Raw genomic sequence first — 14,080 nt, 5'->3', positions numbered from 1 at the left:
TCGATATACCATCAATAAAAAAACTGACTGCATCAATAGCAGTCAGTTTTTTTATTATTTTACATAGTTTTCTTTAACAACTGATGCACAACGCTCACATAATGTTTCATGTTCAGCATCTTTACCAATTGTTTCTGAAACTACCCAACAACGTTCGCATGTTTCACCAGTTGCTTGAGAAACGACAACCGCTGTATGCTCATACTTAGGCGCATCTGCTGGAGCTTCTTCCATCATACCACCAAGTTTATATTCAGAAACGATGAATAATTGCTTCAAGTCTTCGCTAATAGACTCTAACATTACTTTCATTTCTGCAGTTGGATAAAGAGTAATGCTCGCATTTAATGACTTACCAATTACTTTCTCATTACGAGCTACTTCTAACGCTTTTAATACGTCATCACGTAATGTCATAAATGCATCCCATTTCGCTTTTAACGCTTCCGAACCCTCTACTTCTGTAGCTTCCGGCATGTTAGTTAACTGTACGCTTTCTTCTGTTACACCTGGAACATATGGCCATACTTCATCAGCTGTATGAGGTAAGATTGGTGTTACAAGTTTCGTTAATGCAACAAGAACGTCATATAATACAGTTTGAATTGCACGACGATCCGCGTGATTTGCACCTTCAATGTATAAAATGTCTTTTGCAAAGTCTAAGTAGAATGAACTTAGATCAATTGTACAGAAGTTGTGAATAGCATGATATACAGCAGCAAAGTCATATGTTTCATATGCTTCTTTTACTTTTGTAATTAAGTCATTTAACTTCACTAACATGTAACGATCTACTTCACGAAGTTCAGCTACCGCTACTGTGTTTTCACTTGGCTTAAAGTCATCTAAGTTGCCTAATAAGAAACGGAATGTGTTACGGATTTTACGATACACTTCTGCTACTTGTTTTAAAATATCATCTGAAATACGTACGTCAGATTGATAGTCAACAGATGATACCCATAAACGTAAAATATCTCCGCCTAATTGATCCATAATTTTCTTCGGTACGACGATGTTTCCAATCGACTTACTCATTTTACGTCCTTCACCATCTAGTACGAAACCATGGCTTAGTACGCCTTTATATGGAGCTTTACCTGTTACAGCAACTGCTGTTGATAATGAAGAGTTAAACCAACCACGATATTGGTCAGATCCTTCTAAATATAAATCAGCTGGACGTTGTAAGTCATCGCGCTCTTCTAATACCGCTTGGTGAGATGAACCTGAGTCGAACCATACATCCATGATATCTGTTTCTTTACGGAATTCACCATTTGGGCTACCTGGATGTGTAAATCCTTCTGGTAATAAATCTTTCGCTTCACGCTCAAACCATACGTTAGAACCGTGTTCACGGAATAAATCTGCTACATGGTTAATTGTTTCATCTGTAATAATTGGATCACCATTCTCAGCATAGAATACAGGAATTGGCACACCCCATGCACGCTGACGAGAAATACACCAGTCACCACGGTCACGAACCATGTTATGAAGACGAGTTTCGCCCCATGCTGGTACCCATTTCGTTTCCGCAACAGCTTCTAATAACTCTTTACGAAATGCTTCAATAGATGCAAACCACTGTGCTGTCGCACGGAAAATAATTGGTTTTTTCGTTCTCCAATCATGTGGGTATGAATGCGTAATGAATGTTAGTTTCAGTAACGCGCCTACTTCTTCTAATTTTTCTGTAATTGGCTTGTTAGCTTTATCATAGAATAAGCCTTCAAATCCAGGTGCTTCATTTGTTAATACACCTTTATCATCAACTGGGCAAAGTACTTCTAATCCATACTTTTTACCAACAACGAAGTCATCTTCCCCATGTCCTGGTGCTGTATGAACACAACCTGTACCTGCCTCTGTTGTTACGTGATCTCCTAGCATAACTAATGAATCACGCTCGTAGAATGGGTGTTTTGCAACTGTATACTCAAGTTCGCTACCTTTTACCGTTTTCACAACTTCAGCTTTTTCCCACTCTAACGTTTTTGCAACTGTCTCAAATAATTCAGAAGCGATAATATATTTCTCGTCATTTACTTTTACAATGCTATATTCAAGCTCTGGATGAACAGAAATACCTAAGTTCGCAGGTAATGTCCAAGGAGTTGTTGTCCAAATGATAAATTTCTCATCACCTTCTAATACGTTCTTTCCGTCTTTTACAGGGAACGCTACATAAATAGATGCTGATTTTTTATCTTGGTATTCAATTTCAGCTTCTGCTAAAGCAGACTCACTTGTTGGAGACCAGTAAACTGGTTTTTGCCCTTTATAGATGTAACCTTTTTTCGCCATATCACCAAACACTTTAATTTGTTGTGCTTCATAAGCTGGCTCTAAAGTAATATATGGATTATCCCAATCTGCACGTACACCTAGGCGCTTAAATTGTTCACGTTGACGTTCTACTTGTTCATATGCATACTCTGCACATAACTTACGGAACTCAGCAACTGTCATTTCTTTACGTTTTACACCTTTATTCGTTAACGCTTGTTCGATTGGTAAACCGTGCGTATCCCAACCTGGAACATATGGTGCACTGAAACCAGTCATTGACTTATAGCGAACAATAAAGTCTTTTAACACTTTATTTAATGCATGTCCCATATGAATGTCACCATTCGCATATGGAGGTCCATCATGCAACACAAATAAAGGACGGCCTTTTGTATGTTCTTGTACTTTTTCATAAATATTCATTTCAGCCCATTTTTCTTGCATTGCAGGCTCACGTTTTGGTAAATTCCCACGCATTGGGAACTCTGTTTTTGGCATCAGTAATGTATTTTTGTACTCCATGCTCAATTCCTCCTTACATGTATAAAAGAAATACTTAAAAAACGGAATAAAAAAGAGACCTTCTCATCCCAAAAAGGGACGAGAAAGTCTCCCGCGGTACCACCCTAGTAGATTCTATACATATGTATAAAACCCTCTTTATATTCTTAACGCGAATACACGCCTACGCTTACTCTATTTGTTCAGCGCGGAACTCCAGGGTGATATTCCCACTAATCTCCTTATCCTGAGCTTACACCGTCCTCAGTTCGCTATATAAGGTTTGAAAAGGTACTTATCCCTATCTTCGTTTTTCTTAATAAATATGTTGTTTAAAATTATATGTAATAATGAGAAAAACGTCAAGCTTACACTGTTTCTTCTTTTTTCAACAGCTCATCTACTTCGTCTTCTAACTCAATTAGTTTATCCCAATCATCGTTGTTTAGCATTTCAAGCTGTGTCTCTAATAACATACGGAAACGAGTTCGGAATACTTTCGCTTGTTTCTTTAGCTCTTCAATATCAAAAGCAACTTTTCTTGATTTTACTAAAGCTTCGTTAATGATACGATCTGCATTTTTTTCAGCTTCACGTACGATTAATTTCGCTTCTTTTTGCGCATTACGTTTTACTTCTTCCGCTGCTTCTTGTGCAACAACGATAGATTTGTTTAACGTATCTTCAATGTTAGAAAAATGATCTAACTTTCCTTCTAATTGCGCAACTTTTTCTTCTAAAGCTTTTTTCTCACGAATGACTAATTCATAATCTTTGATAATTTGATCAAGAAACTCATTTACTTGATCTTCATCATAGCCACGGAATCCGCGACCAAATTCTTTGTTATGAATATCTAATGGTGTTAACGGCACAACGCCACCTCCAAGTAGTTATCTAAATTTCCTCTTTCAATTATATCTTTTCTTCGACAAAATAGGAGGATTTCCTTCTAAAAAACCAATCATTTTAGTATACCATACAAAATTCTCCATTTGTCGCGTTTTGTTCTACCTTCTACAGAAAACAATTTACTTCGCCCATATCCTCTCACCGAAAACACATCTCCTGGATAACATTCATAAGAAGTTTGCTCTACTGTTTTCCAATTGACTTTTACTAAACCATTTTTTATGAAAGGTTGCACTTTCTGTCTGGATATATGTAACATTTCAGCCAACATAACATCTAAGCGAAGTGAAGAAACCGTTCCAGATTTCTCTCCCCACGTTTCATGAGTCTGTAGAATTTGTTCTCCTTGTACTGCTGATAAGGAGACTTTTACTTTCCCTATTGCTTGTAAGTTCATCTCAATGTAAGATACGATTTCTTTCGCAACTACAATTTGGGCACGATTTTCTTGAAGCAAAATATCACCACATTTTTCTCTCGTTAAACCAAGTGACATAAATGTACCTAATATTTGCCTATGTTCTAGCGTATAAAACTTGGAAGGATAGTCAATTTCTAATACTTCTACTTGAAATTCTTCTTCATTTAATTCTAGATAGTCTGGATAAATAAGTGCTCTTCTACGCTCTGCGTAAGGCGTTGCACCATCAAATTGCACAGCAACATCTCCTTGTCCAATTACCATAGAAACAATTTGTTGCTGTCTTGGATCAAGGAAATCTGTTAGTTTCACTTGATGGTACTCTGCTGCTCGCTTCCACTCTAGCACTTTATCTACAAAGACCTCTTCATCAGGTCTGAAATGTTCGTAAATGCTCATGTATTTAGCCTCTTATTACAAGAAATAGCTGAACAAACTGAACAAACCACTTTTAGCAAGTTTTAACGCAAAAATCGCAACGAGTGGAGAGATATCAATCATACCAAACGGCGGAATAAATCTGCGAAATGGTTCTAAATACGGTTCACAAATACGTGCAAGAAAATCTCCAAAAGTTGATTCCTTTGCACCAGGAAACCATGATAGGAGGATGTAAATGATAAGTGCCCACGAGTAAATCTCGATAGCAGTAAGTAAAACATTTAAAACGGTTGTCATGGCGTATTACCACCTCTTTATATTTGTTTCTTCTTCTTCGCCGAATAATTCTGAAATTGCACCAACAATATCTACATTTTCAGGTGTACACATAAATGTTTTCGGTCCTATTTTTTGAATGTCCCCGCCTATAGCGTATACAGTACCACTTAAAAAGTCAACGATACGTACTGCTTGATCAGTAGACATTCTTTGCAAATTAATTACAACAGCTCGTCTACCTTTCAAATGGTCCGCAATACCTTGCGCTTCCGAATACGTGCGTGGTTCTAATAAAACAACTTTTGAAGATTGCTTTGCCGTTTCAATGCTCACAACATTTTGTTTCGGTTGTGCTTTCGGAAACGTAACATCTTGTTGTTCCAGCGGATCTTGCTGCTTCTTCATATCCGTTTGCTCCTTTTCATAGCTATATTGAGCTGCTTCTTTTTCTTCTGGTGTATCAAAAAAGAAGTATTTTACTTTTGACCAACTCATAATAAGATTCTCCTTCCTTTTACGCTTTTCCTACTAAAATCGTTCCCAAACGAATATATGTAGCACCTTCTTCAATTGCAATCGTGTAATCATTGGACATTCCCATTGATAATTCTTTACATGGCGCATGTAATAGATTTAGCTCCTGCACCTCTATTTGTAGCTTGCGCAAGTCCTTAAAGCAGCGACGAACTTCTTCCTCTTCTTCTGTAAATGGCGCCATCGTCATTAGTCCAACCACTTCAATCTTATCCAATTCTTGCAAACTTTGAATAAAAGAAACTGTTTCTTCTATTGCCAATCCTTGCTTTGATTCTTCAGATGAGGTTTTCACTTGAATAAAGCATTTCACTTTCTTATCAGCACGTTTCTGAATTTCTTTCGCCAGAGAAAGACGATCTAACGAATGTAAATAATCAATTTCATTAATGATTTCTTTTACTTTTCTCGTTTGTAATGAGCCAATAAAGTGCCAATTAACTTTTGAGCCAAAATGCTCGTATTTCTGTAAGAAACCTTCATTTCTATTTTCACCTAAATCGATAATTCCAGCTTCCATTACTTCGTTTGTTTTTTCAATCCCTACAGTTTTTGTAACTGCAACAAGTTTAATATCTTGCAACGAACGTCCAGCTCGTGTGCAAGATTCTTTAATAGCTTCGTTTACAATTATTAAATTTTCTTGTACTGTCACTTGTTTTCTTCCTCCTTAAAACCTATGAAACTCAACATTCTCCCTGTCTTCCCTTGATCACGACGATGAGAGAAAAATAGTTGTTCTTCACAGCTTGTACAAAGAGATGACATTACAATATGTTCTTCTTTTATGCCTGCTTGTACACATAATACACGATTAATTTCTTTTAAATTAATTGCGTACTGTCCATCAGAAATTTTTTTATATGGGACAGAACCGTTTACTACTTGCTGTGCCGCTGTTAACACTCTATCATCAACAACATAACAACAAGATCCGATTGCCGGTCCAATTGCAACATGAATTTCATCACTTGAAATCCCTTCTGCACTCCATTTTTGAATCATTTCATTTGCAATCTCTTTTACAGTCCCTTTCCACCCAGCATGCGCAAGTCCTATCATACCATGTGATGGTGCATAAAAATAGAGTGGGACACAATCCGCGTAACAAGACGTTAAAAGAACATCGTTATTAGTCGTATAAATGCCATCTGTTTTTGAAATGCCATCCTCATATGAATAGACGCCACTTCCTTTTTCTTGTTGTCCTACTTTTTCAACCTGGTGATCATGAACTTGTTCAGAGCAAATCCAGTTTTCCAATGGTTTTTGTAACTTATTTGCTAAAATGCGTCTGTTTTCATGAACGTTCTCCACGATATCATTCACATGTAATCCTAAATTCATCGCATGAAAGGAGCCCGTACTTATCCCACCATCTTTTGTCGTAAATCCAGCAGTAATGTTTCCAAGTTCTTTCCACGCTTGTAAATACAGTATACCGTCCACATATTTAAATGGTTCTCTCATAAAGCGGCTCCTTTTTAATTAAAATAACAGAAAAAAGCATGGTACTTCCTGTCTATTTTACCATACTTTTATTTTTTCATAATACCAACAGAAAAAAAAGAGGAATTTGTAATATTCTTTATGAAATTGTCGTTGTTTGTATTGATTCTGTTACAGAATTAACAGGATTTACTCTTACAAGTATGACATCTTCCCCGATTTTCATAACTTCCTCCCAAGGAACTATAATTTCTACGTCTTTCCCAAAAATCCCAAGCATACGTGCCTGTTTGGAAATAATAATAGAGCAAATCTTCCCTGTATCGATATCAATCTCAATATCTCCAATATTTCCAAGCCTTTTCCCATCTGAAATATTTATAACATCCTTCATCTGTAACTCTGAAATCCGTATCACTCTCATCCTCTCCCTTATATGGCGAATTGGAAGTACACAGACTACTGTATTTCATATTAACAGGAAGTAACCGCTACTAAGGTTCATATTATTTTCATTATATGAACACGACCTCATTGCTATGAACGCAAACTATAATAGTACATATAAAAAGGCCTCACCATAAATGGTGAGACCTTATCCTTGAATCGTTTTATTCATTTGTTTAATAGCCGATTTCTCTAAGCGTGATACTTGAGCTTGAGAAATCCCGATTTCTTCTGCAACTTCCATTTGTGTTTTTCCTTGAAAGAACCGTTTTCGAATAATCATCTTTTCACGATCATTTAAACGCTTCATGCCTTCTTTCAGCGCTAACTCTTCAACCCACTGCTCGTCCTTTTGTTTTTCATCACTTAATTGATCCATAACAAAGATAGGATCTCCCCCATCGTTATAAATCGGCTCAAATAATGACACTGGATCTTGAATCGCATCTAAAGCAAATACAATCTCTTCGTGAGTCACTTCTAGCACTTTTGCAATATCCATTGCTGTTGGTTCTTTTGAATTTTCTGCGATCAATTTTTCTCTTACTTGCAACGCTTTATACGCAATATCTCGTAACGAGCGAGATACGCGAATCGGATTGTTGTCACGCAAATATCTGCGTATTTCTCCAATAATCATCGGCACAGCATACGTTGAAAATTTTACATTTTGGCCTAAATCAAAGTTATCAATGGATTTCATAAGTCCGATGCAACCAACTTGAAATAAATCGTCAACATATTCTCCTCTGTTATTAAATCTTTGGATGACGCTCAATACAAGACGTAAGTTTCCATTCACTAATTTCTCTCTTGCGCTTATCTCTCCACTTTGCATTTCACGAAATAATTTACGCATTTCTTCATTTTTTAGTACTGGAAGTTTTGCTGTATCAACACCGCAAATTTCTACTTTGTTTCTCGTCAAAGTGTTCCCTCCTATCGGGAGTTGCTGTACAGTGTAAAGTATTTCCTTTGAAGGGGATTTTATGCATGTGGTTTTCTCTTCATTTTTCATTTTAATTCCCCCTTCTTCTACAACTAAACAAAATAAGACCAGCCTACATAAAGGCTGGTCTTATTCTTTACACCATTTTATTAAATTCTTTTCGTAACCTTTTTATGATTCTTTTTTCTAAACGTGAAATGTATGACTGTGAAATCCCAAGCATATCCGCCACATCTTTTTGCGTCTTTTCCTCTTCTCCAGCAAGCCCAAATCGAAGCTCCATAATTTGTTTTTCCCGATCATTTAATTGGTGCAATGCTTTCATTAGAAGATGACGATCTACAGTAGCCTCTAAATCTTTTGTAATAATATCATCATCTGTACCTAATACATCTGATAACAACAGTTCATTCCCATCCCAATCAATGTTAAGCGGTTCATCAAAAGACACTTCCGAACGATTTTTATTATTTCGGCGCAAATGCATTAAAATCTCATTTTCTATACAACGAGATGCATATGTTGCTAATTTTATTTTCTTTTCTGGATTAAATGTATTTACCGCTTTAATAAGGCCAATTGTTCCTATACTGATTAAATCTTCAATATTTATCCCTGTATTTTCAAATTTCCTTGCTATATATACAACTAGCCGTAAGTTGCGTTCAATAAGTAATGACCTTGCCGCTTGATCGCCTTTTGGCAATTTATTCAAAAGAACTTCTTCTTCTTCTTTCGTTAACGGCGGTGGCAACGCTTCACTTCCACCAATATAATAAATTTCATCGGTCTTAATTCCTAGTTTCAGCAATACTTTATACCAAAGGTATACTAAATAAAATTTTAATTTCATCATATTATCCCGCCTCTCATAATTAAGCAATTACCATTTTTTGCGAAATCAACATTTTTGGATGTACAATGCATTGATACTCTCCATTGGTAGACAGTTGTTGTGTATTTAACCCAATCAATACTTTGTTTACAACGATTGAACTACCTTCATGATCAACTTGCACACTATCAGGCTTAATTGCCCACAAAAATTGACTCTCTACTCCTACTGCTCGGAAAGGAATTAAGCGTAATTTTGTCGCCCATCCAGAATCTTTTTCTGGTATTTGAGGAATTTCTGTTTTGGAATAAATTTGTTCTGTTAACCAAGATGGCAAACAATGTTCTAATGATGAAATATGCATAATCATTACGGGTGTTTTTGTTAACGGGTCGTAAAGTTGATTCCCACTGTCAATTAAACCTGCTAGTTCCAATTCTTCTTCAGCTAATTGAATTTTCACTTTCACGATTTGGTCATAGTGTATTTTCGTGATTTCTACGCTTTCAATACGCTTTTTAGAAAAATAATAAATTACTGGAAAACCTAAAATAACAAACAACCAACTAATTGGATCACCGTAAGAAATCGATTGAGATTGAACCAATCCATTTACCATCTCATTCGTTTGCAAAAAGAAATGAGTTCCCATTAATCCTCCACCAACCATAAAAGTGACAAAGTAAAAAGTAAAAACAGTTTGTGTATAATTTCTAAACGTTGTAAACCCAAAGGCTGTATACACAATAAGTAACGAGTACAGTAGTTTCATAATCGGATGTGTCATCATAGAAGCAAAAGGAGTAAAGGCAAAAATAACAATGGTGGAACCTATAAATGCCCCTAACACAAGCCTCCATTTTTTGATCTTCTTTTTTAACACGGTAGCTGTTAATAAAAGTAAAAGAAAATCAATGCAGGCGTTTAACAACCAAACAACGTCGGCGTAAACAACCAAACAATTCACCTCTTTTTTTAAGTTGAGACTAGTATAATGCATATCCAATGGGAAAGTGTGTCAATTTGCGGAGGTGTTTTTTTGTTATTTTGTGATTTCTAGACATAATCTGTCGGTAAAAAATAAAAGTATAGTTTCATAGAATGATATGTTTTTATTTTTTACCGACAGATGGGCTGAACTATATGTAACGAAAATTAAAAATCCTGTACTACAACTTTAACGCGCAATTTTAATCAGTAGAATCGGTTCCTTTTAACCCACATAAACCGAGCTTTTACGGGCCGTTAATGCGAGATAAATTTAAATATACAAAATAAAAAAAGACCTGCTTAGCAGGTCTTTTCCATTCAGAAACAAAAAAGGAGCATGAATGCCCCTTTTTTTATCGTCTACGACGGTTACGTAAAAATGCTGGAATATCGATATCATCTGAATCTGAATGACGCTCATGTACAACCGGCTCTTCACGCTTCATTTCACGTTTTACTTCACGTTGTTTTGAAGGCTGAGCTACTGGTTGTTGCTGTTGTTGCGTGTGATTCGCATTCGGACGAATCATTGGTTTTGGTGGTTGAGTTGCAATACTATCATCAAAACCAGTTGCAATTACAGTTACAATGATATCATCTTTTAATCCTTCATTAATAACAGAACCGAAGATCATATTTACTTCTGGATCCGAAGCTGAAGCTACAATGTCTGCTGCTTCTTGTACTTCGTATAAGCTTAAGTTAGCTCCACCCGTAATATTCATAATAACACCTTGAGCTCCATCAATAGATGTTTCTAGTAATGGACTAGAAATCGCTTTTTTCGCAGCTTCAGCAGCACGATTTTCCCCATTACCAGAACCGATACCCATTAAAGCAGAACCTCTATTAGACATAATTGTTTTTACGTCTGCGAAATCTAAGTTAATTAGACCTGGTGTAGCAATTAAATCAGAAATACCTTGTACACCTTGACGTAATACGTTATCTGCTTCACGGAACGCTTCTAACATTGGCGTATTTTTATCAACAATTTCTAATAAGCGATCGTTTGGAATTACAATAAGTGTATCTACATTTTCTTTAAATGCCGCAATACCAGATGCAGCTTGTGTTGCACGCTTACGTCCTTCAAACGTAAATGGACGTGTTACAACACCAACTGTTAATGCACCTAGTTCTTTTGCAACTTGAGCAACAACTGGAGCTGCACCAGTTCCAGTTCCGCCACCCATACCAGCAGTTACGAATACCATATCTGCACCACGAAGTGCTTCTTGGATCTGTTCTTTACTTTCTTCTGCCGCTTTTTTCCCTACTTCAGGGTTTGCGCCTGCACCAAGTCCACGCGTTAATTTTCCACCAATTTGCATTTTTGTTTCAGCTTTTGATAGATTTAACGCTTGTGCATCAGTATTCACAGCGATAAAGTCAACACCTTGTACACCGTGCTCAATCATACGGTTTACAGCATTGTTTCCGCCACCGCCGACACCGATAACTTTTATATTCGCTAATTGATCTTGAGTAGTATCAAACTCTAACATGTCGAAATCCCCCTAGAACCTCATTTTTCGTGTCCAATTTTAATCCCATAAATAACGGAATACACGTTTTACTTTTGACATCATACGGTCATCATTTTGATTATTATTGTTTTGATTACGGGTTTTTTGTTTCGCAGGTTGTTGTTGTACCGGCATTGGTGCTGGTGCTGGTACTGGTTCAAAATGTTCTTGCTTTTCCTGCACATTTTTCCCACGTAATTTAGCTTTTTGATATGAATGTTTAATTAATCCAACTCCACTTGTATATTGGGGCTCACGCACACCAATATAGTCAGGAGTTGCTACACGAACATTTTCATGTAAAATATCATATGCAAGATCAAGAACACCTGGCATAGAAGCTATTCCACCAGTTAGTACATACCCAGAAGCTACTTGCTTTACTCCTAACTTACGTACTTCATCTTGAACAAACATTAAAATTTCCTCTACACGAGCCTCGATAATATCCGATAACTCCAACTGAGAATATTGTTCTGTTTGATCGCTTCCCATAATAGGAACCGTAAACATTTCTTCTTCCGATGCTGTATCATAAAAAGCATGTCCATATTTCAACTTAATTTGATCTGCATTTTCTGTTGAAGTTTTCAACCCAATCGCAATATCCTTCGTTATATGGTCTCCACCTAATGGTAATACGCTTGTCGCTTGTAACTCTCCATCTTTAAAAATAGATAAAGTCGTAGATCCTCCCCCCATATCAACAAGGGCTACTCCTCTATTTTTTTCATCCGAAGATATAGCAACTGTTGCAGCCGCTAAAGGTTGAAGACAAATATCAACAATTTCAAGACCTGCTTTTTCTACACAACGAAGTAAGTTATGTAGTAAAGTTCTCGATCCTGTAATAAGTGTACCTTCCATTTCTAATCTTACACCGATCATTCCACGTGGATCGTTAATCTCGTCAAGACCGTCTACGATGAACTGTCGAGGTACCACATCAATAAACTCACGTTCTGGAGCAATTGACACAACTTGTGCTGCATCTAGAACGCGTAAGACATCTTCATTCCCGATTTCACGATCTTCATTTGAAACAGCGACTACTCCATGACAAGGAAGTAGCTGTACCTGGTTTGCATTGACACCTACTACAACTTGCTCAATGTGGATTCCCACCATGCGCTCAGCTTGTTCAATTGCTTTTTTAATTGATCGAACAGTCTCATCTATATCGACTATCGATCCCTTCTTTAAACCATTCGATTTTACATTTCCAACACCAATAATGTTTAAGCTGTCATTAACCATTTCACCAATGATGACTTTAACATTGGATGTACCGATGTCAAGACTAACATATATTTCATTGCTGTTCATTCTTTGGCACCTCCTTCTTTATTTATACCATACAACTCAATATATGGAACAACAATCGCAACTTTACTATTTATAAGAAAAATATTCAACGTCTTTATACGTTTCCCTTTTTTAACCCTATATTTTTCTTATTTTTATTTAACATTCATTTAAGAATATCGCAGTAACCTGTGAAGAACTGCTTATCTTGAAATAATTTTATTTCAAGTGTAAAAATTACCGCCAAGTATAAGTCTACACTAAGATGTACTCATAGAAAAGTGAAACTTGTACCAATCCTAGTATGAATCTAAGAATTTTTACATATTTTTCATCAAATGAACCATTCTAGTAAATTCGTATGCATATGATAGAACATTCGTTTCTCTTTTTTCTATATTAATGCAGTGAATACTACCGTTCTATTCTTTTTTTTCTTCTACACCTAACTCTTTCGTATATGCACCTACTTCTAAGTCAATTAACACCTTCTTACCTGGCTCAATTGTTTTTAAAATAAGTGGATAAGTTTCCATACGCTTTGCGAAATTTTGAATCGTAGTGCTCACTTCATATCCTTCATTCATATATAAAGTAAGATGGTCTTCATTCGCATTCGTCGGTGAATAACGAATTTCAGAAATAGACCTTAAAATAGTCGGAGTTAACTTTTCTAGTTCAGCAATTAGTCCCTTCATTTTCTCCTCTTTAAAAGGTTCAAAAATTGGTGCTGCAACAGGAAGTTTTCCATTCGGGAGTACATCAAGTGTTTTCCCATTTTCTAATAACGGTTGTAATTTTCCATCTTTGTTTATATAACCAATCGTTACATATTCTTTAATATGAACATCAATTTTGTTTGGAAAACGTTTTTTTACATTTACTGCTTTAATTTCTTTTCGTTTCGTTAAATTTTCTTCCGCTTTATGTGCTGTCACTCGGAAATAACTTGTATCATATGTCACACCTGATTCCTTCATTACTTGGTCATCTGTCATATAATGATTTCCATACACACTTATCTTTTTTATATTACTAAGCGGAGACCGAAAATAAATTAAAAAGAGTACTAATAAAAATAAAATTGATATGTATAAAATCAACCGATGATTAACATTTTTTTTGTTTTTTTTCTTTTGATTTTTTAATTTTGGTACACGATCTTGTAGTTTAATCACTTTACTATTTTTCATGTACGATCCCCCTATGTAACATAAAGAACGGCATGTTCCTCATGCCGTTCTTATCTT

The 14,080-nt window shown here is 36.1% G+C and carries 14 protein-coding genes and 1 other annotated feature; all 14 genes read right to left on the bottom strand.

What is annotated here, in order from left to right; translation table 11 throughout:
• Positions 1 to 54 precede the first annotated feature (54 nt).
• The 14 genes from ileS2 to divIB all read right to left on the bottom strand — a co-directional run bounded on the left by ileS2 (position 55) and on the right by divIB (position 14,023).
• Positions 55 to 2,820 (bottom strand): isoleucine--tRNA ligase, encoded by a 2,766-nt coding sequence (gene ileS2 / locus A6J74_RS25115; protein WP_000455941.1) that lies wholly within the window; start codon positions 2,818 to 2,820, stop codon positions 55 to 57.
• Positions 2,821 to 2,891: 71 nt separating this feature from the next.
• Positions 2,892 to 3,116 (bottom strand) — a binding site (T-box leader).
• A gap of 51 nt (positions 3,117 to 3,167) precedes the next feature.
• The gene (gene divIVA / locus A6J74_RS25110; RefSeq protein WP_001131611.1) at positions 3,168 to 3,674 is read right to left on the bottom strand and encodes a septum site-determining protein DivIVA; all 507 of its coding nucleotides are present in this window, start codon (positions 3,672 to 3,674) and stop codon (positions 3,168 to 3,170) included.
• An 89-nt stretch (positions 3,675 to 3,763) separates the two neighbouring features.
• Entirely contained in the window at positions 3,764 to 4,531 is a 768-nt protein-coding gene (locus A6J74_RS25105; RefSeq protein ID WP_000029703.1) for a YlmH family RNA-binding protein, read from the bottom strand.
• A 15-nt stretch (positions 4,532 to 4,546) separates the two neighbouring features.
• Positions 4,547 to 4,810: a YggT family protein gene (locus A6J74_RS25100; RefSeq protein WP_000214326.1), complete on the bottom strand. Its 264-nt coding sequence runs from the start codon at positions 4,808 to 4,810 to the stop codon at positions 4,547 to 4,549.
• Between the two features lie 6 nt (positions 4,811 to 4,816).
• Complete coding sequence (locus A6J74_RS25095; protein ID WP_080609620.1) at positions 4,817 to 5,287, bottom strand: cell division protein SepF; 471 nt, start codon at positions 5,285 to 5,287, stop codon at positions 4,817 to 4,819.
• A gap of 19 nt (positions 5,288 to 5,306) precedes the next feature.
• Positions 5,307 to 5,981, bottom strand: coding sequence for a YggS family pyridoxal phosphate-dependent enzyme (locus A6J74_RS25090; RefSeq protein WP_000218001.1), 675 nt, complete (start codon positions 5,979 to 5,981; stop codon positions 5,307 to 5,309).
• Positions 5,978 to 6,796: a peptidoglycan editing factor PgeF gene (gene pgeF, locus A6J74_RS25085; protein ID WP_001209015.1), complete on the bottom strand. Its 819-nt coding sequence runs from the start codon at positions 6,794 to 6,796 to the stop codon at positions 5,978 to 5,980. The genes A6J74_RS25090 and pgeF overlap by 4 nt, the downstream gene beginning before the upstream one ends.
• Before the next feature lie 118 nt (positions 6,797 to 6,914).
• Positions 6,915 to 7,199, bottom strand: a complete 285-nt coding sequence (locus A6J74_RS25080) for a YlmC/YmxH family sporulation protein (protein ID WP_033657297.1) — start codon at positions 7,197 to 7,199, stop codon at positions 6,915 to 6,917.
• Positions 7,200 to 7,370: 171 nt separating this feature from the next.
• Positions 7,371 to 8,150, bottom strand: a complete 780-nt coding sequence (gene sigG, locus A6J74_RS25075; RefSeq protein WP_000197755.1) for an RNA polymerase sporulation sigma factor SigG — start codon at positions 8,148 to 8,150, stop codon at positions 7,371 to 7,373.
• A gap of 157 nt (positions 8,151 to 8,307) precedes the next feature.
• Positions 8,308 to 9,027 carry an RNA polymerase sporulation sigma factor SigE gene (sigE, locus tag A6J74_RS25070; RefSeq protein WP_000976947.1) on the bottom strand — a complete coding sequence of 240 codons (720 nt, stop codon included), beginning with the start codon at positions 9,025 to 9,027 and terminating at the stop codon, positions 8,308 to 8,310.
• Between the two features lie 19 nt (positions 9,028 to 9,046).
• The gene (gene spoIIGA / locus A6J74_RS25065) at positions 9,047 to 9,964 is read right to left on the bottom strand and encodes a sigma-E processing peptidase SpoIIGA (protein WP_000261971.1); all 918 of its coding nucleotides are present in this window, start codon (positions 9,962 to 9,964) and stop codon (positions 9,047 to 9,049) included.
• 385 nt (positions 9,965 to 10,349) lie between these two features.
• Positions 10,350 to 11,504 (bottom strand): cell division protein FtsZ, encoded by a 1,155-nt coding sequence (ftsZ, locus tag A6J74_RS25060; RefSeq protein WP_000888977.1) that lies wholly within the window; start codon positions 11,502 to 11,504, stop codon positions 10,350 to 10,352.
• A gap of 39 nt (positions 11,505 to 11,543) precedes the next feature.
• Complete coding sequence (ftsA, locus tag A6J74_RS25055; RefSeq protein WP_001087556.1) at positions 11,544 to 12,851, bottom strand: cell division protein FtsA; 1,308 nt, start codon at positions 12,849 to 12,851, stop codon at positions 11,544 to 11,546.
• 401 nt (positions 12,852 to 13,252) lie between these two features.
• Positions 13,253 to 14,023 carry a cell division protein DivIB gene (gene divIB, locus A6J74_RS25050; RefSeq protein WP_000798216.1) on the bottom strand — a complete coding sequence of 257 codons (771 nt, stop codon included), beginning with the start codon at positions 14,021 to 14,023 and terminating at the stop codon, positions 13,253 to 13,255.
• Between the last annotated feature and the right edge of the window lie 57 nt (positions 14,024 to 14,080).

The sequence above is a fragment of the Bacillus sp. FDAARGOS_235 genome (assembly GCF_002073415.2).
Taxonomy (GTDB): domain Bacteria; phylum Bacillota; class Bacilli; order Bacillales; family Bacillaceae_G; genus Bacillus_A; species Bacillus_A toyonensis.
This window is presented reverse-complemented; position numbering and strand designations above follow the sequence as displayed.